This is a genomic window from Burkholderia sp. GbtcB21 (assembly GCF_019091065.1).
Lineage (GTDB): Bacteria > Pseudomonadota > Gammaproteobacteria > Burkholderiales > Burkholderiaceae > Burkholderia > Burkholderia pyrrocinia_C.
In genome coordinates this window covers 259,669-283,822 of record NZ_JAGXKA010000010.1, presented here as the reverse complement: position 1 = coordinate 283,822, position 24,154 = coordinate 259,669, and the positions used below count along the sequence as shown (strand labels likewise).

The 24,154-nt window shown below is 64.8% G+C and carries 23 protein-coding genes; 9 read left to right on the top strand and 14 right to left on the bottom strand.

Annotated features, from left to right (window positions below):
* Nucleotides 1-134: 134 nt before the first annotated feature.
* The 3 genes from KVT39_RS22975 to KVT39_RS22965 all read right to left on the bottom strand — a co-directional run bounded on the left by KVT39_RS22975 (nt 135) and on the right by KVT39_RS22965 (nt 3,145).
* Nucleotides 135-1,100, bottom strand: coding sequence for an L-carnitine dehydrogenase (locus tag KVT39_RS22975; RefSeq protein WP_034180716.1), 966 nt, complete (start codon nt 1,098-1,100; stop codon nt 135-137).
* A gap of 82 nt (nt 1,101-1,182) precedes the next feature.
* The gene (locus KVT39_RS22970; protein WP_175747144.1) at nt 1,183-2,112 is read right to left on the bottom strand and encodes a 3-keto-5-aminohexanoate cleavage protein; all 930 of its coding nucleotides are present in this window, start codon (nt 2,110-2,112) and stop codon (nt 1,183-1,185) included.
* 79 nt (nt 2,113-2,191) lie between these two features.
* Nucleotides 2,192-3,145, bottom strand: coding sequence for a choline ABC transporter substrate-binding protein (locus KVT39_RS22965; RefSeq protein ID WP_072441929.1), 954 nt, complete (start codon nt 3,143-3,145; stop codon nt 2,192-2,194).
* Between the two features lie 709 nt (nt 3,146-3,854).
* On the opposite strand from KVT39_RS22965, the gene KVT39_RS22960 reads away from it, so the two are divergent.
* Nucleotides 3,855-5,435 carry an isocitrate lyase gene (locus tag KVT39_RS22960; protein WP_217590270.1) on the top strand — a complete coding sequence of 527 codons (1,581 nt, stop codon included), beginning with the start codon at nt 3,855-3,857 and terminating at the stop codon, nt 5,433-5,435.
* 62 nt (nt 5,436-5,497) lie between these two features.
* On the opposite strand, the gene KVT39_RS22955 is transcribed toward KVT39_RS22960, so the two are convergent.
* The 9 genes from KVT39_RS22955 to KVT39_RS22915 form a co-directional block, all read right to left on the bottom strand.
* Nucleotides 5,498-5,767 carry a LysR substrate-binding domain-containing protein gene (locus KVT39_RS22955; protein WP_368858936.1) on the bottom strand — a complete coding sequence of 90 codons (270 nt, stop codon included), beginning with the start codon at nt 5,765-5,767 and terminating at the stop codon, nt 5,498-5,500.
* Between the two features lie 25 nt (nt 5,768-5,792).
* Nucleotides 5,793-7,010 carry a porin gene (locus KVT39_RS22950; RefSeq protein WP_217590269.1) on the bottom strand — a complete coding sequence of 406 codons (1,218 nt, stop codon included), beginning with the start codon at nt 7,008-7,010 and terminating at the stop codon, nt 5,793-5,795.
* A gap of 113 nt (nt 7,011-7,123) precedes the next feature.
* Complete coding sequence (locus tag KVT39_RS22945; protein ID WP_217590268.1) at nt 7,124-8,629, bottom strand: aldehyde dehydrogenase family protein; 1,506 nt, start codon at nt 8,627-8,629, stop codon at nt 7,124-7,126.
* A 30-nt stretch (nt 8,630-8,659) separates the two neighbouring features.
* Entirely contained in the window at nt 8,660-9,175 is a 516-nt protein-coding gene (locus KVT39_RS22940; RefSeq protein WP_131948282.1) for a cytochrome c, read from the bottom strand.
* Between the two features lie 32 nt (nt 9,176-9,207).
* Nucleotides 9,208-9,708, bottom strand: a complete 501-nt coding sequence (locus KVT39_RS22935) for a cytochrome c (protein ID WP_175747142.1) — start codon at nt 9,706-9,708, stop codon at nt 9,208-9,210.
* Nucleotides 9,705-10,253 (bottom strand): methylamine dehydrogenase light chain, encoded by a 549-nt coding sequence (locus KVT39_RS22930; RefSeq protein WP_175747141.1) that lies wholly within the window; start codon nt 10,251-10,253, stop codon nt 9,705-9,707. The genes KVT39_RS22935 and KVT39_RS22930 overlap by 4 nt, the downstream gene beginning before the upstream one ends.
* 39 nt (nt 10,254-10,292) lie before the next feature.
* Nucleotides 10,293-10,919, bottom strand: a complete 627-nt coding sequence (gene mauD / locus KVT39_RS22925) for a methylamine dehydrogenase accessory protein MauD (RefSeq protein WP_034180724.1) — start codon at nt 10,917-10,919, stop codon at nt 10,293-10,295.
* Entirely contained in the window at nt 10,916-11,470 is a 555-nt protein-coding gene (locus tag KVT39_RS22920; RefSeq protein ID WP_217590267.1) for a MauE/DoxX family redox-associated membrane protein, read from the bottom strand. The genes mauD and KVT39_RS22920 overlap by 4 nt, the downstream gene beginning before the upstream one ends.
* Nucleotides 11,471-11,477: 7 nt before the next feature.
* A complete protein-coding gene (locus KVT39_RS22915; RefSeq protein ID WP_217590266.1) occupies nt 11,478-12,635 on the bottom strand; it encodes an amine dehydrogenase large subunit in 1,158 nt (385 codons plus the stop codon).
* A 244-nt stretch (nt 12,636-12,879) separates the two neighbouring features.
* On the opposite strand from KVT39_RS22915, the gene KVT39_RS22910 reads away from it, so the two are divergent.
* The 5 genes from KVT39_RS22910 (at nt 12,880) to KVT39_RS22890 (ending at nt 19,068) form a co-directional block, all read left to right on the top strand.
* Nucleotides 12,880-13,842 (top strand): helix-turn-helix domain-containing protein, encoded by a 963-nt coding sequence (locus tag KVT39_RS22910; RefSeq protein WP_034180727.1) that lies wholly within the window; start codon nt 12,880-12,882, stop codon nt 13,840-13,842.
* A gap of 127 nt (nt 13,843-13,969) precedes the next feature.
* Nucleotides 13,970-14,914 carry a GlxA family transcriptional regulator gene (locus KVT39_RS22905; RefSeq protein WP_034180728.1) on the top strand — a complete coding sequence of 315 codons (945 nt, stop codon included), beginning with the start codon at nt 13,970-13,972 and terminating at the stop codon, nt 14,912-14,914.
* Between the two features lie 489 nt (nt 14,915-15,403).
* Nucleotides 15,404-17,116 (top strand): M36 family metallopeptidase, encoded by a 1,713-nt coding sequence (locus KVT39_RS22900; RefSeq protein ID WP_217590265.1) that lies wholly within the window; start codon nt 15,404-15,406, stop codon nt 17,114-17,116.
* A gap of 79 nt (nt 17,117-17,195) precedes the next feature.
* Nucleotides 17,196-18,449 (top strand): M20/M25/M40 family metallo-hydrolase, encoded by a 1,254-nt coding sequence (locus KVT39_RS22895; RefSeq protein WP_217590264.1) that lies wholly within the window; start codon nt 17,196-17,198, stop codon nt 18,447-18,449.
* Nucleotides 18,450-18,705: 256 nt separating this feature from the next.
* Entirely contained in the window at nt 18,706-19,068 is a 363-nt protein-coding gene (locus tag KVT39_RS22890; protein ID WP_217590263.1) for a YbjQ family protein, read from the top strand.
* A gap of 6 nt (nt 19,069-19,074) precedes the next feature.
* On the opposite strand, the gene KVT39_RS22885 is transcribed toward KVT39_RS22890, so the two are convergent.
* Nucleotides 19,075-20,325 (bottom strand): MFS transporter, encoded by a 1,251-nt coding sequence (locus tag KVT39_RS22885; RefSeq protein WP_217590262.1) that lies wholly within the window; start codon nt 20,323-20,325, stop codon nt 19,075-19,077.
* Between the two features lie 455 nt (nt 20,326-20,780).
* Here KVT39_RS22885 and KVT39_RS22880 point away from each other — a divergent pair, with 455 nt between their 5' ends.
* From KVT39_RS22880 to KVT39_RS22870, 3 genes are all read left to right on the top strand, one after another.
* Complete coding sequence (locus KVT39_RS22880; RefSeq protein WP_217590261.1) at nt 20,781-21,182, top strand: hypothetical protein; 402 nt, start codon at nt 20,781-20,783, stop codon at nt 21,180-21,182.
* A gap of 267 nt (nt 21,183-21,449) precedes the next feature.
* Nucleotides 21,450-21,965, top strand: a complete 516-nt coding sequence (locus KVT39_RS22875) for a nucleotidyltransferase family protein (protein ID WP_244099520.1) — start codon at nt 21,450-21,452, stop codon at nt 21,963-21,965.
* Between the two features lie 137 nt (nt 21,966-22,102).
* Nucleotides 22,103-22,666, top strand: coding sequence for a hypothetical protein (locus KVT39_RS22870; RefSeq protein ID WP_217590260.1), 564 nt, complete (start codon nt 22,103-22,105; stop codon nt 22,664-22,666).
* 160 nt (nt 22,667-22,826) lie between these two features.
* Here KVT39_RS22870 and KVT39_RS22865 read toward each other — a convergent pair whose 3' ends face one another.
* Nucleotides 22,827-23,966 (bottom strand): porin, encoded by a 1,140-nt coding sequence (locus KVT39_RS22865; RefSeq protein WP_034180735.1) that lies wholly within the window; start codon nt 23,964-23,966, stop codon nt 22,827-22,829.
* Nucleotides 23,967-24,154: the final 188 nt, after the last annotated feature.

Genomic DNA, 24,154 nt, shown 5'->3' with positions numbered 1-24,154 from the left:
CACGGGAATGCCCGAAATCGCCCGTATGGCGGCGTCGCTCGTCGCTTGTTTGGCTCGGCCAAACGGCGCTCCTCACTCCTTGCCCTACGAGCGATTTCGGGCATTCGCATGTGCGTTCCATATGTAAACAGACCCTAATCCTCGAATCGCATCCCGTGCCGCGCCTTCACCGCGGCGATCGATTTCAGCACCTCGGTGATGCACTCGTCGCGATAGCGTTCGAGCTCCTTGATGCTGCGCGTGCCCTGCTGTTCGGTCGTGCCTTCGACGACGCTGTCGATCAGCGCGTCGGTAAGCGTCGGCGCGACCAGCTTCGTCCACGGCAGTTCGAGCGCAGGTCCGAACTGCTGCATGAAGTGTCGCATGCCCGCGTCGCCGCCGGCCAGCGTGTAGGTCAGGAACGTGCCCATGAACGACCAGCGGATGCCCGCGCCGAAACGGATCGCGTCGTCGATCTCGCCGGTCGTCGCGACACCTTCGTTGACGAGGTGCAGCGCCTCGCGCCACAGCGCTTCGAGCAGCCGGTCCGCGATGAAGCCCGGCACTTCCTTGCGCACGTGCAGCGGCCGCATGCCGAGCTTGCGATAGATCTCCATCGCCGCTTCGACCGCTTCCGGCGATGTGCGCTCGCCGCCGAGCACCTCGACGAGCGGCAGCAGGTAGACCGGATTGAACGGATGGCCGACCACGCAGCGCTCCGGATGCGTCGCACGCGCGTAGAAATCCGTTGGCAGCAGCCCCGATGTCGACGACGCGATGATCGCGTCGGGCTTCGCCGCGCGGCTGATCTGCTCGTGCAGCTCGAGCTTCAACGCCTCGCGCTCGGGCGCGCTTTCCTGGATGAAATCGGCATCGGCGACGCACGCTTCGATCGTCGGCACGAACCGCAGCCGTGCGGGATCGGCGCCCGGCGCGAGGCCGACGCGTTCGAGCGCGGGCCACGCATTCGCGACGTTCGCGCGCAGCCGCTCTTCCGCGCCCGGCGCGGGGTCCCATACAACCACGTCCAAACCGTGCGCGAGCGCGCGGGAAATCCACCCGCTTCCGATCACGCCGGTGCCGATGGCGGCAAACGTCTTGATGTCGGTCTTCACAGCCATGTCAACGCATCCTTCAAATCAGGGGAAATCGGTGGGCAGCCACGCCGTTGCGCGCCGCCCTGTCGTATCGGTCAGGAAAAACTCACGCGAATTCGGCGATCGCGCGGCGTTCGAGCGGACGCTCGCCGCGCGCGGGCAACCCGATCTTGCGGCGGCCTTCGGCCGGCGTCAGCACGCGGCCGCCGAGCCGTTCGACGATCTCTCTCGCGCGCTCGACGAGCGTGCCGTTGGTCGCATGCACGCCGCGGTCGAGCCAGATGTTGTCTTCGAGGCCGACGCGCACGTGGCCGCCGAGCAGCATCGCCTGCGCGACCATCGGCATCTGCATGCGGCCGATCCCGAAGCCGGCCCAGTGCGCGCCCGGCGGCAGGTTGTCGACCATCGCCTTCATCGTGCCCGTATCGGCCGGCGCGCCCCACGGAATGCCGAGGCAAAGCTGGAACAGCGGCGGATCGTCGAGCAGCCCTTCCTTCAGCAACTGCTTCGCGAACCACAGGTGGCCCGTATCGAAGATCTCGAGCTCCGGCTTCACGCCGAGCTCCTGGATGCGCTTCGCACCGGCGCGCAACTGCGCGGGCGTCGACACGTAGATGTAGTCGCCGTCGCCGAAATTCAGCGTGCCGCAGTCGAGCGTGCAGATCTCGGGCAGCAGTTCCTCGACGTGCGCGAGCCGCGTGAGGCCGCCGACCAGATCGGTGCCCTTGCCGAAACGCATCGGGTCTTCGCCCGCGCCGATCTCGAGATCGCCGCCCATGCCAGCCGTCAGGTTGATGATCACGTCGACGTCGGCCGAGCGGATGCGGTCGACCACTTCGCGGTACAGGTTCGGGTCGCGGCTGCCGCGCCCTGTCTGCGGGTCGCGCACGTGGCAGTGCGCGACGGTGGCACCGGCCTTCGCAGCTTCGATCGCGGCCGCCGCGATCTCCTTCGGCGTGACCGGAATCGCCGGATGCTTGCCGACCGTATCGCCCGCGCCGGTGACGGCGCAGGTCACGATGACTTCATGGTTCATGCTGTTTGCCTCGCTTGACTCTGGTTATTTCGCATTGCTGATGTTTCGTCGGTGCACGCGTCGTGCAACGTGCAGGCCATTACAGGCCGAGATACGCCTTGACCGCCGGCAAGCCGTCCTTGCCGTCGAACGTCTTGACGCCGGCGAGCCACGGATCGAGCACCTGCGGGTTCTTCTTCAGGTAGGCCTTCGCGGCGTCGGCCGGCTTCGTCTTGTTCATCACCGACTGCATCAGCTGGTTCTCGAGCTGCGTCGAGAAGCGCAGGTTCGTGACGAGCTTGCCCGCGTTCGGGCAGCGCGCGATGAAGTCGGGCGCCGTCAGCGTGTACACACGCGCTTCGCCGTAGTTCGGGCCGAACGACGCGTCGCCGCCGGACAGATAGTTCATGCTGAGCTGGATGTTCATCGGATGCGGCTCCCAGCCGAGAAATACGACCCATTTCTTCTCGCGGATCGCGCGCTCGACCGTCACCAGCATCCCGGCCTCGCTCGATTCGACCAGCTTGAAGCCGCCGAGCCCGTACTGGTTCGTGTCGATCATCTTCTGGATCGTCGCGTTCGCGCTGCTGCCCGGCTCGATCCCGTAGATCTTGCCGTCGAGTTCCGCGCGGTGCTTCGCGATGTCCTCGAAGGTCTTCAGGCCGGCCTGGTATTCGTAGCTCGGCACCGCGAGCGTGGCTTTCGCGCCGGACAGGTTCGGCGTTTCGACGACGTTGATCGACTTGCTGTCGAGGAACGGCTGGAGCTGTTTCTGCTGCACGGGCCACCAGTAGCCGAGCGACACGTCGAGCTGCTTGCTCTTCAGGCCGGCGAACGAGATCGGCACCGACGCGATCGTCGTGGTCGGCTTGTAGCCGAGCGCCTCGAACACGGTCGACGCGAGCGCCGTGGTCGACGTGATGTCGGTCCAGCCGATATCCGCGAAACGCACGGTGCGGCAGGTCGCGGCATCCGTTTCGGCACGCGCCGCGTTCGTGAACGCGGCGGTCGCCAGCACGGCCGCGACAAGCGCGGCGATCTTCGTCGACTTCATGGTTCGGTTCCTCCCGTTGGGACGCGTGGCAGCCGGTGCGCGGGGTGTGCGCCGGCCTGCATCGTGGGAGTAAAAGTAACGAGCCATATTGGCCGCGAGAAGACCGGCGGCGACCTGTTCTTGACTATTTGCGACTATGGGTGGAAACCACTAGGTTTTTGCAAAGGCTTGATGGGCGTGGTTTTCGTGCGTGTTTTTGCAGAAACCGGCTTGTCCACATGCGGCGCGAGGCTTTCGATTCTGTCGGGAGCGGCGGGATACCGATGCGGCTTCGGGCTCGGGGCGCTGGAGCCGCACGGATGAATTGGACAGGTCAGCCCGGCGGCTTCCGCAGCGCGATGAGCCGCACGTCGGAAAGCCGTCCATCCGTTCGTCGAAACAGTCGGCTACACAATCATCCCGCGAGCCATCGTTGCTCGAACCATCGTGCTTGCCCTTCCTCCAGCAGCCGAAAGGCTATTTCACATTGCGGAACCCACGTCGAATTCCCGCGGCATCTCTTTTTCGCCGCTTGAAAACTTGTTTTGCATCGCAAAAATCGCTACGTATCCCATTGAAAAATAACAGAAATTTATGTCTTATGTCTTATATAAGACATCCCCAAAAGCGCATCGGGCGGCGTTACTATTCAGTCATGCAGTTCGCTTCGACATACGGAGCGCCACGCTCAACCATTTACTCAAACGCGCTTTGCTCCCAGGAGATTGACATGGCCCAGTATCAAGACGACATCAAGGCAGTTGCCGGTTTGAAGGAAAACCACGGCAGCGCGTGGAATGCCATCAGCCCCGAGTACGCCGCCCGCATGCGTGCGCAGAACAAGTTCAAGACGGGTCTGGACATCGCGAAGTACACCGCCAGGATCATGCGCGCCGACATGGCCGCCTACGATGCCGACCCGGCGAAGTACACGCAGTCGCTGGGTTGCTGGCACGGCTTCATCGGCCAGCAGAAGATGATCTCCATCAAGAAGCACTTCAACAGCACCGAACGCCGCTACCTTTACCTGTCCGGCTGGATGGTGGCCGCGCTGCGCTCCGAGTTCGGCCCGCTGCCGGACCAGTCGATGCACGAAAAAACCTCCGTCAGCGCGCTGATCCGCGAGCTGTACACGTTCCTGCGCCAGGCCGACGCCCGTGAACTGGGCGGCCTGTTCCGCGAGCTGGATGCAGCCGAAGGCGCTGCGAAGGCCGCGATCCAGGAAAAAATCGACAACCACGTGACGCACGTCGTGCCGATCATCGCCGACATCGACGCGGGCTTCGGCAACGCGGAAGCCACGTACCTGCTGGCCAAGCAGTTCATCGAAGCGGGCGCATGCTGCATCCAGATCGAAAACCAGGTGTCCGACGAGAAGCAGTGCGGCCACCAGGACGGCAAGGTCACCGTGCCGCACGAGGACTTCCTCGCGAAGATCCGCGCGATCCGCTACGCGTTCCTGGAACTGGGCGTGGACGACGGCATCATCGTGGCCCGTACCGACTCGCTGGGCGCCGGCCTGACCAAGCAGATCGCCGTGACCAACACGCCGGGCGACCTGGGCGATCAATACAACTCGTTCCTCGATTGCGAAGAACTGTCGGCCGACCAACTGGGCAACGGTGACGTCGTCATCAAGCGCGACGGCAAGCTGCTGCGTCCGAAGCGCCTGCCGAGCAACCTGTTCCAGTTCCGCGCCGGCACGGGTGAAGCGCGCTGCGTGCTGGATTGCGTCACCGCACTGCAAAACGGCGCCGACCTGCTGTGGATCGAAACCGAAAAACCGCATATCGCGCAGATCGGCGGCATGGTCAGCGAGATTCGCAAAGTCATCCCGAACGCGAAGCTGGTGTACAACAACAGCCCGTCGTTCAACTGGACGCTGAATTTCCGTCAGCAGGCGTACGACGCGATGAAGGCCGAGGGCAAGGATGTGTCGGCATACGATCGCGCGCAGCTGATGAGCGTGGAATACGACCAGACCGAACTGGCGGCACTCGCCGACGAGAAGATCCGCACGTTCCAGGCAGATGCATCGCGCGAAGCCGGTATCTTCCACCACCTGATCACGCTGCCGACGTACCACACCGCCGCGCTGTCGACCGACAACCTGGCCAAGGAATACTTCGGTGACCAGGGCATGCTGGGTTATGTGGCCGGCGTGCAGCGCAAGGAAATCCGCCAGGGCATCGCCTGCGTGAAGCACCAGAACATGTCCGGCTCGGACATCGGCGACGACCACAAGGAGTATTTCAGCGGCGAAGCGGCGCTGAAGGCGGCGGGTAAAGACAACACGATGAACCAGTTCTGATACCGGTCATACCCGAAGCGAAACGCCAGCCCAGCCGGGCTGGCGTTTTTTTATTCGGGCAGTCATTCCTCCGCGGAACCCCCCTTCACCACCCGCACAAACGCGTCCGCCAGCACCGTCGGCTCGACCGGCAACACCAGCGCGCAAACCGACTTTGCGTCGTCGTCCGAAATCGGCACGAACACGACACCGTCGATCCCGAGACTGGCCATCCGCTCCGGCACGATCGCCACACCCCGCCCGGCCGCGACGAGATTCAGCATCGACGTTTTCGGGGACACGATCCGCGCCGCCGCCGGTACGAATCCCCGCTTCAGACAAAGATCGATCACGGCGCCCGCCACGCACCCCGGCCACTCAGAAGTTGTGCTTCACCCCGACCGTCACCGACAGCTGCCGGCTGCCGGTCGCATTCGGCAGGTTCGGAATCTGCGCATAGTTCGCCGCGCCGCCCGTCGCCGGGTCGATGCCGATCCCGCGACCTGCCGCCTTCTGGAAAATGCCGACCGTATAGAGCGACGTCCGCTTCGACAGGTTATAGGTCATGCCCAGGTTGACCTGATGCAACTTCGGCGAGCCGTTTGCGTCGGTCTTCATCGAGTTGTAGATATAAGCCGCACCCAGCATGAACGCCGGCGTCACCGAAAACGTCGTGTTGACCTCGACGATGTCGAAGCGCGCATCGGCACCGTGCGGATGGGCGGCATCGGCGAAATACCGGCTGTCGTCGAGCGTCGTATGCGTGTAGACGACACCGACCGTCGCCGGCCCGATCGCATACGAGCCGCCCACGCCGATCGCTTTCAATGCACGCGCATCCTGCAGCTTGCAATACATCGCCGCCGGATTCGAGCACGCGAAATCGCCGATATAACCCCGCGCGCCGCCGAGCGCCGCGTCGAGCGGATGATTCAGGTCGAGCGCGCCGACGCCGAACGAAAATGGCGCGTTGTTGTAGCTCGCGGCCAGCGCCCATCCGCGCTGCCGGGAAAAATCGCCGGCGACACCGCCGAACGAAAACGTGCCGCTGAACGAGAATCCCGCCATCACGGGGCTCGCGTACTGCACCGCGCTGTTCAGGTTGAGTGCGGCGTTGAGGTTGTCGACGTCGCCGAGATGCGCGCCGAACAGCGTGGCCCACGGAACGCTCGATGCGTAAGGTGCGAGCGTGGTCGTGTACGAGTCGAACTGCCGGCCGACGGTCAACGTCCCGTAGCGATCGTTCGACAAGCCGACCCACGCATTCTGGTTGAACAGCGTATCGGTCTGCAGCAAGCTGCCGTTGTTCATCCAGAAGCTGTTCTCGAGCTTGAACGTGACGGCCGTGCCGCCGCCGATATCCTCGCTGCCCGTCAGGCCGATGCGCGACGGCGCGCTCGCGCCGCCCGTCATCTGCCACGCATGCCCGCCGCGCACCGCGCCGTCGGCCCCGGTCGTCTGCACGTTGTTCGTGTACGTGATGCCGGTATCCACATCGCCGTACAGCGTGACGCTGCTCAATGCATGCGCGCCCTGCGTGACGGCGAGCGCCGCCACCGCCGCCGCGATCCTGCGCGGCGTCGTCAGATCCTTCATCGATCATCCCCCCTGATGCGTCGTATCCGTGTCGCGACCGTGTGCCGGAGCCCGAACGCTCCGGCCGGTTGGCGCGAGCGTTGCCGGCGCCCCGGCAACGCTCGCATCTGCGCTTACGCGTAGTTCATCATCACCGACTTGCTTTCCGTGTACTGGTCGATCACCGCGCGACCGAGTTCACGGCCGAAACCCGACTGCTTCATCCCGCCGAACGGCATCGCGTTGTCGAGCAGCGAATGGCAGTTGACCCACACCGTGCCGGCTGCAATACGCGGGATGAGCTTGTGAATCGCGGAAAGGTCGTTCGACCAGATGCTCGCGCCGAGACCATACGGCGTGTCGTTCGCGAGCCGCACGGCCGTGTCGACATCGTCGAACGGCATCGCGACGAGCACCGGCCCGAAGATCTCCTCGCGCACGACGCGCATCGCCTGCGTCGTATCGACCAGCACGGTCGGCTCGACGAAGAAGCCGGGGCCATCGATCGCACGGCCGCCCGCGGCAGCGCGTGCGCCTTCTTCGAACCCCGAATCGATATAGCCGCACACGCGCTCGCGCTGCTTCGCCGATACGAGCGGGCCGATCTGCGTCGACGGGTCCATCCCCGGGCCGATCTTCAGGCTCGCGGCGATCTTCGCGACGCGTTCGATCAGGCCGTCGAACACCTTCGCATGGATGTATGCGCGCGAACCGGCCGTGCACACCTGCCCCTGGTTGAAGAAGATCGCGTTCGCAACGCCCAGCGCGGCCTTGTCGAGATCGACGTCGGGCAGCACGATCACCGGCGACTTGCCGCCGAGTTCGAGCGACATCCGCGTCATGTTGTCGAGCGCCGCGTGGCCGATCGTCTTGCCCGTTTGCGTCGAGCCGGTGAACGCGATCTTGTCGATGCGCGGATCGCGCGACAATGCGGCGCCGGCGGTATGGCCGTAACCGGTGACGATATTGACGACGCCGTCCGGGAAACCGGCCTGCTGAATCAATTCACCGAGCCGCAACGCGCTCAGCGGCGTATCTTCCGCGGGCTTCAGCACGATGGTGCAACCGGTTGCGAGTGCGGGAGCGATCTTCCATGCCGCCATCAACAGCGGGAAATTCCACGGAATGATTGCGCCAACGACGCCGACGGGCTCCTTGCGCGTATAGGTGAAGACTTCGCTGTCCGGCATGTACGGCATGCCCGCATCGATCACGCTGCCTTCGATCTTCGTCGCCCAGCCGGCCATGTAGCGAAAGCACTGCGCTGCCATCGCGACGTCGAGCCCTTGCGCGACCATCACCGGCTTGCCGTTGTCGAGCGATTCGATTTCGGCAAGTTCGCGCGCATTGGCTTCGATCAGGTCGGCGAGCTCGAGCAGCAGGCGCTCGCGGTCGGTGGTCTTCGCGGTGCGCCACGGCCCCGCGTCGAATGCGCGCCGCGCGGCGGCAACGGCCTGCTGCACGTCGCGTTCGTCCGCTTCGGGAACGCGTGCGATCACGGTGCCGTCGGCCGGGTTCACGACGTCGATCTGCCGGCCCGACGCGGCGTCGGTCCACTCGGCACCGATCAACATCTTCTTCGGCTTCGCGAGAAACGCGCGGGTTGCGTCGAGCAACGGGAATGTTTCGTTCGTCTCCATGTTCACTCCTCGATTTCTTGATTGAGTCGATCAGTAGCGATCCGTGACGCCGTCGATCCCGCGTTCCTGCAACGCGCGGACGAGGCCGGCGCGCACGGTCGCGACGTCGGAAAAAGCAGGCCGGCGGTGCGCGGCGACTTCGGCGGCCGTATAGGGCTTGAAGTCGCGCGGCAGCGCATCGCGGTTCATCGTCGTGAGCACCCAGTTGAGTACGTCGGCCAGATCCTGATCCGACAGCGCCGAGTTCGACGCGCCGGGCACGCGCATCACGTATTCGCGCCCGGCCGGCAGATGCGTGAAATAGCCGAGCGAGTTCGCGAGCGGAGGAACCTTGCCGGGAATGCCGCCGCCCGTCGCCGTGTGGCAGCCCATGCAGTTGAGCACCCAGTGCTGCCGCGCGAGCGCCGCGTCGGCCGCACCGTCTGCATGCGCGGGCGCAGCGGTCACGCATGCGACAGCGACGACAAGCAGCAACAGCGACGACATGCGATGCGACAAGCCGCCGACCCGAGATGCCGCCTTCGACGTGCGCCGTGCGTGCTGCATCGGCTCGCCAACGCGCGATGCCCAGGCGACGTTCACAGGCCCAGCCCCTTGACCACCACGGCGCGTTGCGCATGAACGGCCGTGCCGTCCATCTCCTTCGCACGCGCCGCACGGATCTCGGCCGCGGTGAACGGATTCGCGTTGCCTTGCCGTGCATCGAGGTCGAACACGACGTAGTTGAGCACGCGCGCGATATCGTCGTCGCTCGCGCTCGCAAACGACGGCATCTTGAAGTTGTAGCTCTTGTCGTGCACCTTGATCTCGCCGAACATTCCGTGCAGCAACGTCGCGACCAGTTGCGCACGCCCGGCTTCGGCCGCCGCGTACTTGCCCGGATACTCGGTCAGCGGCGGCGCGAGGCCGTCCTGCCCCTTGCCGCCCGCTTGGTGGCACACCGTGCACTGCGCGTCGAACAGGCTCTTGCCGGCCGGGTAATGCACGGCCTGCTGCGCGCCGGCGATGCCCGGCAACGCGATTGCCGCAATGGTCGCCACGCACGCGACGACGATTTTTCCAGCGTGCCTCACTTTCATTGCTTTGCCGCTCCGAGCAGAACCGAAACCGAACAGTGGTAATTCGAATTACCGTTCGCCATGCACCAGTTGATGTCGTTGTTCAACGACAGCTTGTACAGCGGCTTCTCGCGCTCGTTGCGATTGCAGAAGCACTTGCCGCACGACGTCTTGCCGCAGCAGTCGTTGTACGACACGATGTAATCCGAACCGTCGTGCGGGTTGCGGCAAGTGCCGATCCACGTGATCGGCGAAGGCGTCGTGCCCGGCGGGCAACTGCTCGACGTGCCGCCGCAGCAGCTGCAAAGCCAGCCGTCGATCGCGCAATACTTCCAGTAGTCGCAGCTCATCGGGTCGTCGCTGGCCCCCGAGGCAGCCGCGCCACCGGACGCAGCAGATGCGCCCGACGCCACATCGGCCGCATACGCGGTGCGATCGACGGGCAGCAGCGGCAGCATCGCCGATCCCACCAGCACCTTGCCGAGCTTCGCCATCGCGCTGCGCCGCGAACTGTGCTGCGCGACGCCGCGCGCCGATCGCTCGAACCATGAATCAAACAGGCCCATGTCGTTGTTCTCCAATGACGTTGAAAGAGGTTCGGCCGGTCATGCGTGCTGCGCGTGGGCGTCGTGGCTGTGATCGCCATGCACGAACTGCTGCAGCGACGCGACGCCGCGCTCCTTCGCCTCGAACAGGCTCTCGAGATGCTCGCGCGTGTTGACGAGCCCCTTCGCGCGCACCGTGCCGGTTTCGTCGAGCAGCACCGCATACGGCAACTTGCCGATCTGGTATGCGAGGCCGAGCTCCTGCGACAGCACGTACGGGAAGCGCCCGAGGTCGTGCTTCTGCGCGAAGCGCGCGTGCTCTTCGACATCGCCGTCGCTCGCGAGCACGATGTTCACCGGCGTCGATTCGCTCGCCTGCAGCGACGGCAGCAGCGGCAGCAGCTTCTTGCAGACCGGGCACGTCGGCGACAGGAAGAACAGCAGCGTCGCCTTGCCCGATGCATCGATGCCGCCGACCTTCACCTGCGAGCCGCGAATGTCGGTCAGCTCGAACGTCGGCGCGATCGCGCCGACCGCCGGCCCCTTGTCGATCATCAGCGCACCGGCCGGCATGATGCGTTCGTACAGGATGCCGATCTGGCGCACCAGCGCGAGGCAGATCGCGCCGAGCGCGAGAACAGCAACCCACAGCAGTGCGGTGGAAACGGTGAGAGCGGTTTGCATCATGAATTCCTCAGGTGGGAAAGACGCGGTACGTTGGCGAGCAGCACGTCGACGGTGAGCAGCGCGCAGACGATCAGCAATACGGAGAAGAACAGCGTCAGGTAGTCGAACCACACGACCGCGCGCGTGCGCGGCGCGACGAGCGCGGTTGCGGCCAGCGCGGCGAGCAGCAGCACGCGGCCGACATGCAGCCAGCCGATGCCGCGCGGCGCATCCGCGCGCGCAGCGGTGAAACCGGAACAGCCGCAGTCGATGTCGGTGTGGCCGCGCAGCAGGTTGATCGCAAGCCCGGCGGAGAAAACCACGAGCAACGCGATCAGGCCGATCGCGCCGGCCACGCGCGTATCGGGAAACAGCAGTGCCGCGGCGCAGACGGCTTCCGCAAGCGGAATCGCGAACGCGACAGGCGCGGTCAGCGTGTCGGGCAGCAGACGGTAGCCGGCAAGCGCGTGGCGGAACGCGGCGGGCCGGCGCATCTTCGCGAACGCGCCCAGCAGCACGACGACGGCCGCGCCGGCCTGCGCGCTGGTGGCGAGTACGGGATCGAGAGTCATCGCGGCCTCACGGGTTGACGAGCAGCGTCGACGTATTGCCGATCTGCTTCTCTACGTTGCGCAGCTTGCCGGTATGCGCGTCCATCACGACGAGGTCGGACGTCGCCGTCAGCCCGTAGAACAGCGGCTTGTCGTCCTCGCTGACCTGGATCGACACGAGCGGATCGATCTTCTGCTGCGCGAGATCCCAGCGCGCGACACGCTGCTTCGACTTCAGGTCGTATACCCACACCTGCGTGCCGGGATCCTTGTGCGAGCCGTCGCCGCCCTTGTGCATCAGCACGTAGTAGCGGTTCTGCTTCGCCTGCACGGCCGTTTGCTGCATGCCGCCCGGACGCCAGCCTTCGGCGCGCTCGGCATCCGTCAGCAACGGCCACGACTTGCCGAACGCCGGCTTGTCGCCGCTGAAATCGGCGCTGCGCACGTTGCCGCCGTACGTCGTGAACAGATAGGTACCGTTGTACGGCGACGCGTTCACGAACGCCGGATCCTTGTCGACATCGATGAACGCATCGGACATCGTGCGCTTCGTTTCCTTGCCGCTCGCATCGAGCGTGACGGTCAGCGCCTTGCCGCTTTCGCACAGCGCGGTGAAGCGGTCGTTCCCCGACGGATAAGCGAGCACGCACGCGGCCGTGTCGATCTCCGACAGCACCTTCTTCGATACGGCGTCGATCACCGTCACCGACGCGGCCGGCGTGATGTTCGCGACATACAGCCGCTTGCCGTCGGTGCTGAACGCAGTGTTGTACGGCGACGGCACATGCTGCCCGTGTTTCGGCGGAATCACGATCTCGCCCGCGTGATCGAGTGTCGTGTTGTCGGTCATCTCGACGACGTCGGTACGCGTGCCGTGCGAGCCGCGCGAGAAGTAGGTCGTCGCGACGAAGCTCGTCTTGTGGTCGGGCGAAATCGCGAAGCCGGGGCCGAAGCCGCCGTCGATCTGGCCGAGCAGCTTCTTCGCGTCGGCGTCGTACACGTAGATGCGCCCGTCGGTCATCGACGGCATCGAGATGTCGACGATATAGACCTCGTGCGGATGCCACGGCGGCATCTTCTGCACGACCAGCTCCTCGGGTTTTTCCGTCGCGCATGTGCTGCCGCCCCATGCCGCCGCGAACGCCAGCGTCACCGCGAGCGCCGCGGTTCGTCGCGTTGTCCTCATGTCGCCTCCAGTTGGGGATTCACTTGATGTGGGGCGACTGTAGTTCGACAAAAAATCCGGTCAGCACCAGGACCGGCAACGCGTGCGTGCCGATTCGGGATATTGGAAATGCGCCTGAAAGCCGCGCGCGCACGCGGCTTCCGACCCTCTGACGAATACGCGCGGAATAGCGCTCGACCTTATTGCGCCGACCGCTCGGTCGGTTTAATCTTCCGCGGTCCTGATCGACACCCCTGGAGGCGCTGTGTTCGTGTTTCACGAGATGTTCGACGACGCGGACCGGCATGCCGACGCGCTGCGCGGCTGGAACCAGCGCTACGACCAGATCGGTTCGGGCGCGTATCGCAGCGTGGTCAAGCACGCCGTGCTCGACGGCATCGAGTTGTTCCAGGAAGCCGCGAACGTGCGCATCATCCAGCGTGGACAGTTGCCGCCCGGTCACACGGTGTTCGGCATGCCGCTCACCGGCTCGGGCGCATTCGCGTTCGGCGGCGCGCGCATCGAACGCGGCACGATGGTGATGGCGCGCGGCGGTGCGCCGTTCGAACTGCATTCGCCGGACGACATGTCGCTGATCGGTGTCGTCGTCGACGCCGAGCTGCTGCAACAGGTCGAAGATGCGGCCGATGTCCGGCTCGACGCAGCGACGCTGCGGCGCGGCGTCGTCGACTTGCCGACGGCCGTGCTGATGCGCGCAAGCGTGCAGATCGCGACGCAACTCGAACGCGTGCTGTCGTCGCCCGACACGTTCGGCGACATGCGCGCGCAACGCGAACTGCGCGGCGAGATCGGCAACATGCTCGTCGATCTCCTCACGTACCGGATGCCCGAGCCGTCGAACCGGCTCACGCACGCGTGCCGCGCCGACATCGTGCGCCGCGTGCACGACTACGTGATCGACCACCCGGAAGCGCCCGTCGACGTGCTGAGCCTGTGCGCGCAGTTGCGCGTGAGCCGGCGCACGATGCAGAACAGCTTTCAGTCGGTCGTACAGACCAGCCCGCTGCACTATGTACGCTCGCTGCGCCTGTCGCAGGTGCGGCGGATGCTGCTCGACACACGTCAGGCCGACCTGCCGATCAGCGACGTGGCCGCGCGCTGGGGCTTCATCCATCTCGGCCATTTCGCGAACGCGTACAAGGCGCAATTCGGCGAACTGCCTTCGACCACCGCGCGCCGGTCGGTGCGCGCTGCAAAAACGCGCTGAAGACGGGCAAAACCCGCGATAATCTTCCGCTGACCGTTCGGCGCCTGCGAGCCGGCCGCGGCATGTGCCCGTCCGTTCGCAATCCCGTGCGATGTGCGACGACCACCGGATTCCATCCCCTGCCCCGATGCCCGAGGATTTCCACTTCCTGTTGCTGCCCGGCTTCTCCGCGCTCGGCTTCATGTCCGCGGTCGAGCCGCTGCGCGTCGCGAACCGCTTCCGCACCGAGCTCTACCGCTGGCATGTGATCAGCGCCGACGGTGCGCCGGTCGCCGCGAGCAACGGCATCCCCGTCGCCGCCGAAGCCGCGTGCGCGGACGTCGCGCAGGTCGATACGGTGTTCGTCGTCGCGGGCTTCGATCCGCTCGTGTGCTACACGCGCGCAATCGGCGACTGGCTGCGCCGCCAGCACCGGCACGGCGCGACGCTCGGCGGCATCGACACGGGCAGCTTCGTGCTCGCGGAAGCCGGGCTGTTCGACGCGTCGCAGCCGCTGACGCTGCACTGGGAAGCGCTGGCCGCGTTCCGCGAACGCTATCCCGGCCTGAACGCGACGCAGGAGCTGTTCGAGATCGACGACCGGCGCATCACGTGCGCCGGCGGCACCGCGTCGATCGACATGATGCTCGACCTGATCGGGCGCCGGCACGGCGCCGATCTCGCGGCCGCGATCTCCGAGCAGTTCGTTGTCAGCCGCATCCGGCAGCGCTCGGACAGCCAGCGGCTCGAGATCGCCGCGCGCTACGGCGTGCACAACCGCAAGCTGATCCAGGTGATCGGCACGATGCAGCAGCACATGGAAAATCCGCTCGGCTCCGACGCGCTCGCGCAGGACGTATCGATCACGCGACGCCAGCTCGAACGGCTGTTCAGCGCGACGCTGAACGACACGCCGACGCATTTCTACCTGAACCTGCGCCTCGATCGTGCTCGCGAACTGCTGCAGCAGACCGACATGAGCATCACGTCAGTGTGCGTCGCGTGCGGGTTCGAATCGCCGTCGCATTTCTCGCGCACGTATCGCGCGCGGTTCGGCTTGAGCCCACGCAGCGACCGGCGCGCGACGCGCTGATCGTCGCGGATTTTAATCACAATCCCGCGCGGAATTGCGCGTTCCGGCGGCGTTTCCCGCCGCTCGCTGAACAATGCCGGCGATCGATCGACGGACCGAAGCGATCGTCGAAAATAATTTGCAATGTCACCGAAAATATTCTGTAACATACCTCGCAATTAGATAGGCAGCCTAACGAGACGAGAGACTGGATTCGACGCATGTCGATCCGCGCAAGGCTGCCGGCCGATATCCAACCGATATCAGTATCGATCCGAGGGGTCTGACATGACGATGCTCGCTTCGCCGTCGCCGCACCTGCCTGCCGTTCGCTTCCTCGCCCCCGCTCCCGCCTGTTTCTTCTCGACCTGACATTTAGGTTTCCTTAGTCAGTCGACGCTCCCAACACCGCTTCGCCGCACCGGTTCCATCGAGCCGGCGCGCGGGCCGTGTCGTGCCTGCGCGCCACGAGTGCGCGGGCGTGTCCAACCGTTGAGATGAGGATCACGTATGCAGACATCACGCAAAGCATTGCCGCTCGCCCTGGGCCTTGCGCTCGGTTTCGGCATCGTCGGCGGCACAGCAGCCGATACGAAGGTCTCGAATCCGCAGGCCGCGAGCCTGCGCGAAAGCCTGACGCGCGGCGTCGCGCCGCCCGCCGCGAAAGCCGATACGGCCGCCGGGCAGTTCCGCGCGGACGGCGTCGCCGTCACGCTGTACAACCCCGCGTATCGCGTGAAGAAGGCCGCCGCCACGCCCGCTGCAACCGCGCGCGACTTCGTCGCAACGCAGGCGACGCAGCTCGGGCTCGACGCGGCCGCGCTCGCGAGCCTCGTCGTCACGTCGGAGCGCAACGATGCCGACTTCACCGTCGTGCGCCTGCAGCAGCAGGCCGCCGGGCTGCCCGTGTACGGCAGCGACATCGCGGTGACGGTCGCGAAGGACGGCCGCATCCTGTACGTCGCGAGCAACACGATCAACGGCGTGGTCGCGACGTCGCGCAAGTCGCAGGCCGTCGACCAGCAGCAGGCGCTCGACCGTGCGCGCGCGTATCTCGGCGTGAGCGGCTTCACGAATCTCGACGCGCAGCTCGTCGCGTTCGTCGACAAGGCTGGCACGCACACCGCATGGAAGGTGCGCGGCCGCCCGCAGGACGGCCCGAAGGGCGACTGGGAACTGCTGATCGACTCGGGCAGCGGTGAAGTGCTGCGCGCCGAGGACAAGGCGTTCTATGCCACCGACGGCACGGGCTTCGTGTTCCGCCCGGATCCGCTGTCGCCAACGAAAAGCAGCTACGGCAGCACCGGCTACAAGGACAGCAGCGACGCCGATTCGACCCAGCTCACGGCCGCGCGCGTGCGCGTGACGCTGAAGGATCTCGGGCAGTCGGGCGCGCGCTACGCGCTGTTGGGCCCGTATGCGGCGTGCGTCGATTTCGATGCGCCGCGCGACAACGCGTGCCCGCTGCAGTCGACGCCCGCGTTCGAGTTCACGCGCGGCAACCTGTATTTCGAGGCTGTGAACGTGTACTACCACATCGATACGTTCCTGCGCTACGTGAACCAGACGCTCGGGATCAAGGCATTGCCGTACCAGTACACAGGCGGCGTGCAGTACGACCCGCACGGCGAATCGGGCGACGACAACTCGTCGTACTCGTCGAGCAGCGGCCGGCTGACCTTCGGGCAAGGCGGCGTCGACGATGCGGAAGATGCGGACGTCGTGATCCACGAACTCGGCCACGGCATCCACGACTGGGTGACCAACGGCGGCCTGTCGCAACAAGAGGGGCTGTCCGAAGGCACCGGCGACTATCTCGCCGCTGCGTACAGCCGCGACTTCAACCAGTGGAGCCCGACCGACGCGCAGTACCACTGGGTCTACAACTGGGACGGCCACAACGAATTCTGGGGCGGCCGCGTGACCAACTGGAACGTCGGGCGCACCTATGCGCAGGCGCGCGGTGCCGAGATCCACACGGCCGGCCAGTACTGGGCATCGTGCAACCTCGTCGCGCGCGACGCGATCGGCGCGCAGGCGATGGACAAGGCGTTCCTGAAGGGGCTGTCGATGACCAACAGCTCGACCAACCAGAAGGCCGCCGCGCAGGCCGTGCTGACGGCCGCGGCCGCGCTCGGCTACAGCAGCGCGCAACTCACGGCGATCGGCAATGCGTACAACAAGAGCTGCACGTACGGCGTGACCGTGCCGCAGAAATCGTAATTCCGCAGCAGGCGGTGGCGCATCGCACGACCTGCGACGCGCCCTCATCCTCGACATCGTTACCCTCGCGAGATCGAACATGCCTACTCTGAAACTGACTCATCTGAGCGCCGCGCTGGGCGGCATGCTGTTGACCGTCGCCGCGCATGCGACACCCGTCTGGATCACGCTCGGCGATGCGGCGTTCCGCCAGCTTCAACGCATCGACGCAAGCGCAACCGCGCAGTACAGCACGACGGTCGATGCCGGCAAGACGGCCGACGGCGCCGCGCGCCGCGAAACCATTCACGTCGTCGAGATCGACGATTCACGGCTCGGCGAACTGGCCCATTCCGTCCACCACACGCGCGGCCACGGGCCCGGTTATGTCGTGCACGACTCGTTCGACGAAGCGCGCCAGTCGCTGCAGCCGTTGCCGCCGGCGCTCGCGAAGCAGGCCGCGGCACCCGCGTACAAGGTGTCGAACGCACCGCAGATCGGCACCTGGATCCAGCAACTGCAGGCCAGCAACATCGTCGGCACGATCACGTCGCTGTCGGGCTTCACGAACCGCTACTACACGACGTCGCACGGCGTTGCCGCGTCGGACTGGCTCGCGCTGCAGTGGAAGCAACTGGCGGGCGCGCGCGCCGATATCACCGTCGAGCAGTTCGCGCACACGGGCTTTCCGCAGAAATCCGTGATCCTGACGATCCGCGGCAGCGATCCGGCCGCGGGCACCGTCGTGCTGGGCGGCCACCTCGATTCGACCGTCGGCCGCACGACGGAGAACACGCGCTCGCCCGGCGCGGACGACGACGCATCAGGCATCGCGAGCCTCACCGAAGCGCTGCGCGTGCTGCTCGCGAACAACTACCGGCCGAAGCGGACGATCAAGTTCGTCGGGTACGCGGCAGAAGAAGCCGGCCTGCTCGGCTCGAAGGCGATCGCGAAGCAGTTCCGCACGCAGAGTGCGAACGTGGTCGGTGTTTTGCAGCTCGACATGACGAACTACAAGGGCGATCCGAAGGATATCTATCTGATCACCGACTACACGAACGCGTCGCAGAACACCTACCTGACGAATCTGGCGAAGACCTACCTGCCGGAACTCGCGATCGGCACGTCGCAGTGCGGGTATGCGTGCTCGGATCATGCGTCGTGGAATGCGCAGGGCTATCCGGCGTCGTTCCCGTTCGAGGCCGACCAGAACGACAGTCCGTATATCCATACCGTGAACGACACGCTGGAGAACTCGGACCGCCAGGCGAATCATGCGCTGAAGTTCGGCAAGCTGGCGCTGGCTTATGCGGTTGATCTTGGCGGGGATGGCTCCGTAGTCGCGAAGCCCTGACGGCGAGCGGCCGCGTCGTTCGTCTATCCGGACACGAAGGAAGCGTGTGCTCGCGGTTCGCACGCGCTTCCTCCCGGACAACCTTGATCGGACCACCTCGCCCAGCGTCCCGTAGAGACGCACGCCCGAAGCCACCGCGCCCCCCACGGAGGCTTCGTGACGCAACACGTGCCGCGCGATTGACTCGATCGAACCTGGAACGCACGCTCATCCGGATAGAATCGTCACTCTGCCACTCCGCTACACGCTTCCAGCCATGACCGACACCACCCGCTTCATCGACGATCTGTCGCCCGCTCGCGTCACGACCGCATTCGACCTGCCCGGCCACACGACCGTTCGCTCGCTCGGCGTCGCACAGGGCATCATCGTGCGTTCGCGCTCGATCGTCGGCTCGTTCGGCGCTTCGCTGCAGACGATCTTCGGCGGCAACATCACGCTCTACACGTCGCTGTGCGAGAAAGCGCGCCAGCAGGCGTTCGACAAGATGCTCGCCGATGCACGCAAGCTCGGCGCGAATGCGGTCGTCGCGATGCGCTACGACTCGACCGAGATCGGGTCGGGCGTCACGGAAGTCATCTGCTACGGCACGGCCGTGCGCGTGACGCAGGACGCGTGACGCCCATCACACGTCGCGCTCGAGCGACTTCATGTTCGTGAGCTGAGGAAACAGCCGCATCCACGCGAGCGCGACGGCAATCGTCGCGGCACCGCCGACGACGATTGCCGTCGGCGCGCCCCACCATGCGGCCGTCACGCCCGATTCGAATTCGCCGAGCTGGTTCGACGTGCCGATGAACAGCGAATTGACCGCGCTCACGCGCCCGAGCATGTCGTCGGGTGTACGAAGCTGCACGAGCGACAGGCGCACGACGACGCTGACCACGTCCGATGCGCCGAGCGCGGCCAGCGCAACGAGCGACAGCGCGAAGTGCCGCGACAGCCCGAACACGATCGTCGCGATGCCGAACGCGATCACGCCGCCGAACATCGCGCGGCCCGGCCGCCCTTTCAGCGGAAAGCGCGTGAGCCACAGCGTGCCCGCGAGTGCACCGACCGCGGGCGCCGCGCGCAGCGCGCCGAGCCCCCACGGGCCGACCTGCAGGATGTCGCGCGCGTAGATCGGCAGCAGCGCAGTCGCGCCGCCGAACAGCACCGCGAACAGGTCGAGCGATAGTGCACCGAGGATCGCCGGTTCGCGCCGGATGAACGCGATCCCCGAAAACACCGAGCGCAGCGTGACCGGCTCGCGTGCAGGCGGCGCGCTGCGCAGCGGGATCGTGCCGCTCAGCACCGCCGCGATCGCGAATGCCACGACGCTCGTGCCGAATGCGACGGGCGCACCGACACCGTAGAGCAGCCCGCCGAACGCGGGACCGAGGATCTGCGCGGCCTGGTTCGCGGACGTCGACAGCGCAGTCGCGCGCGGCAAGTCGGTGCGCGGCACGACGGCCGGCAGCAGCGACGACACCGACGGCGACTCGAACGCGCGGGCCGTGCCGACGATCGCCGCGAGCGCATACACGGCCGGCGCGGTCAGCCACCCTTGTGCGGCGCCGAGCAGGAACACGCCGGCGGCCAGCGCCTCGACGCCCTGGCAAATCGTCGCGATGCGCCGCCGGTCGTAGCGGTCGGCCACCTGCCCGACGACGAGCGTCAGCGCGAACATCGGCACGAACTGCGCGAGGCCGACGAGTCCGAGCGCGAACGCGCTGTGCGTGAGCGCATACACGTACCAGCCGATCGCGACCGACAGGATCTGGAAGGCCAGGGACGACATCACGCGTGTGCCCCAGAAGCGCTGGAATGGGGCGTGACGGAACAGGTTGGCGGGTAACGGGAATGGAGGCGCGGGTTCGGGTAAGTGAGCGGTCATCGGGGTCTCGGCGATCGGCGGTGCGTGACGCAACCGCTCAACGAGCGGCTGCCTGCGCATGTGCGTGCTTGCGCAACGACTTACCCATCGCGACGCGATATCGGTCCCCGGCGTGGAGACGGTCGGCTGGACAGCGCAGACGCGGCCAAATCGCGATGATATGTCAATCACGGTAAACCGGCCGTTCGATCGGCCGAGGCAGGAGCGCACTACGCCGGCGCAGCCGCCCCACCCCGCACCGATAGACGCAAGCGTTGAGTTCCGGCCTCGGTCGAAACAGCGGCCGTCTGATCGTGGAGTAGTATTTCCCCATGTCCAAGTTGTTGCTCGGCCTCTACTGCGCACAGCCAACCCATCCGTGACGAGGGCGGCAAGCTCGTTAAAGGGTTTGGAAACTGCTTCAACGATACGCGCGGTGGCGTCGGCCGTGACGACGGCATTGATGGGAATGCATCATGTCAACCGAGTGGAAGCACCGCGTCAGACTATTTATCCAGCGTTTCTGGCAGCCGACCAGTGCGTGCATGACCTGCATGCCGGGGAGCTGGGGCAATATCATGAGCCTTGCCCACTGGACTATTGCACTTCAGACAGGTCTGTTTACTGGACTCCTGGCTGTACTTTTGACTTTCACGCCTGCGGCGAAACTCTACGCTCATCGATACGGCAATGCGCTGGTCGTTGGCATCCTGACAACGTTGGGCGATGCCTACTCGCACACGAGTCACTACCGTATCCCCTATGTCGAGCACATCGTGACGGGTGCAATTTCAGGTCTCTTGACGCTGGCAGCCTCATATCTCTTCGAAGACCGCGCGCGACGCCTTCGGGCGGTATGGGCTCGGGTTTTCGGATAGCTTGTCCGCTGACTTTCCGAACCCACCAGGCCAAACGGAAAGAGGCTCCCCGGTATGGCTACGCTTCATGATCGGGAGGCTGCGCATGGACAACGGGAGCTCGCGACCGTTACATGCCCCGGCGTCAGGGCGCGGCCAATTTCGATCACTCGACGGCGCGGCCGGAATTGGTGACAATCTCAGCAGTTCAGCTCGTTCAGGGCAGGTAAACCCGCGATGCCCCCTCATGAAAGGTTAGTCGAAATAGCACGACAGTCATCCTGGTGTATGTCTGCGCTGTCGGCTGCACGTGGAATAGGCCTGAAATCCTGGTGTATTGGCGCTGGGGCAATTCGTAATCTGGTCTGGGACTCGCTTCACGGATATGAGACTCCGACGCGCTTAGCCGACGTCGATGTTGCCTACTTCGATCCGTCAGATTTGTCGTCGACTCGCGACGCTGAAATCCAATACTGCCTCACGGCGCAGCATCCGGAAATTCCATGGGAAGTCACAAATCAGGCCGCTGTTCATCTCTGGTTCGAGAACGCGTTTGGGCACCCAGTACCCCCTTTCAGCTCGCTGGCCGAAGCCATTGCGTCGTGGCCAGAGTACACGACGGCGGTAGGGCTGACTTTGCTCAGTGACGGGACGATTGATGTCTGCGCACCATACGGACTCGACGACCTTTTTTCCATGGTTGTGCGACGCAATCCAGCACGCGTCAGCATTGATACCTATCATCGGCGGGTCGAACAAAAAAGATACAAGGAACGCTGGCCCCGAGCGACTGTCATCGTTTAGAAGAGCCACGGGCGGTCAAGGGGATCGGTAAAGACAGAGGTCGGTCAGGAGCAGACGTTCGACATCGTTGTCTGAATCGCGGACAATGAGCGCGATCCATCACAAAACGCCGCCATTTAGACCACGGACATTGATCGATGTTGTTCGGTTCAAAATCTGAGTTTGCCATCGAAGCCATGATCGAACCTGGTCTGGTCCCGCCTTCCGCCGTATACGGGCGAATGCAAGTATGGTGCGCAAATACGTCGATAGGCGATTTTTCTAATCCTCGATGTTCTTTGTATCCTGCATATCTCGGATTCAAACAGCTCGTGGCGGCCCTTCCAAATCTTTGGCGAAGTGATCTGGACGGCCTGAGCGACGAACAGTTAATTGATCGTCTTGATCGACTGCTGTATGGGGCTCAAGGCGACGAATTGCTTGAAGACGACGATCGAACCGTCTTCGAATGCGAGCGTGATTGGGAAAAATATGGTGCCTTCAATTTTTTGACGAATTGGGGCGAACAATTCGACCGGGAAGGCAAGGCTTTCATTTTCTGCCCGCCGGCGCAACCAGCGGAGATTCTTGTTCTGCGACGCGGCTCCGACACGGTTCTGCCCTTGCACGCATCGATACCCGCCGCCGCGGACGCTATCGATAAGTTCCTCAGGTGGTTTGATGAGTCATCAGCGCTGCTTGCCAACCAAAAACCAATCTAGCCGCGCACGTTGACCGGCCGCTTTGGGGAAGGTCGAAGGTCCGCAACGGATCGAACAGCAACACCCCCGGAAATCCCCGAATAAACAAAAAAAAAGCGCGAACCGCAGTTCGCGCCAAAGAGAGACCTCGCTGAAGACGTCACTACCCAAACCACCCCGCTCAGAACGAATGCCGCATCCCGATCCGCACGTCGGCCTGCGTCTGCGTCGTCGACGGCGTGAAGCTGTAGCCGACCACCGCATCGACGCCGTGCGACGCGCGCAGGTAATCGCCGGAGATATACACGTCGGTGCGCTTCGACAGCAGGTAGTGCAGGCCCGCCGTGCCCTGGTTCCAGTGATGGCCTTCGAAGCGCGTGTGCTGGTAGCCCGCGATCAGGCTCAGCGCCGGCGTGAACTGGTACAAGCCGCCGCCTTCATACACCTGCATGTGCGACGACTGGCCGAAACCCTTGATCGTCGTGTACGAGAAGTTGGCGTCGAGCGTCAGCTTGCCGATCGTGTAGCTCGAGCCGATGCCGAACGTGCCCTGGCTGTCGACGTCCATCGGCGTGTTCGCGAACAGGTCGGTGCGCGCGCCGGTCGCCGGATCGACGGTGACGGTCTGCTGGCCGAGGAACGTGTGCGTGCCGATCATCGCGTACGGGTCGAACGCGTAGATGCCGTTCGGGTTGTTCAGGCGCGTGTACGCGGCGCCGATCGAGAAGTCGCCCTTCGTGAAGCTCGCGCCCGCGCTCCATGCGCTGTTGCGGTGGAAGTTGCCCGCGACGTTGCCGAACGAGTACATCGCGCCGAACTTGAAGCCGCTGAGGTCGTTCGACAGGAACTTCACCGAATTCGGCAGGCGGTCGCCGTTGAAGCGGTCGAAGTCGCCCTGGTGGATCGCATAACCGCTGCCCCACGCCGAGATGTTGTAGATCGACACGAGTTCGTTCGTGATGTCGAGCTGGTTGCCGAACGACAGCGTGCCCCAGTCGTTCTGCAGGCCGACATACGCCTGCCGGCCGAACTCGGCGCCGCCGAAGCCGAGCTGCCCGTTGCCGAGGTGGAAGCCGCTCTCGAGGGCGAACACGGCCTTCAGGCCGCCGCCCAGGTCTTCCGTGCCCTTCAGGCCGAAGCGGTTCCCGTATGAGACGCCGTCGTCGAACTTGACCACGTGCGAGCCGCCGGTGTTGTTCACATACGTGATGCCCGCGTCGAGAATCCCGTACAGCGTCACGCTGCTCTGCGCATGGCCGATGGCGGGAATACAGGCCGCGCATGCAAGCGCGGCGGCTACGGCGACTTTCGTGTGCTTCATTATCGACCACCCTCCCTGAACCGTTCGATGGAAAGAATCTCGTCCCGGCGCGTGCCGCGATACGCCGGTGGATTCGAATTCAGTACGCCTGCTGGCTTCGGCATTTCGTTTTCCGCAATAACGCAGCCATTGCCGAAAAATACAAACCCATATTTCACGTCACCCGTCTGAAGGCGACACTAAATGGT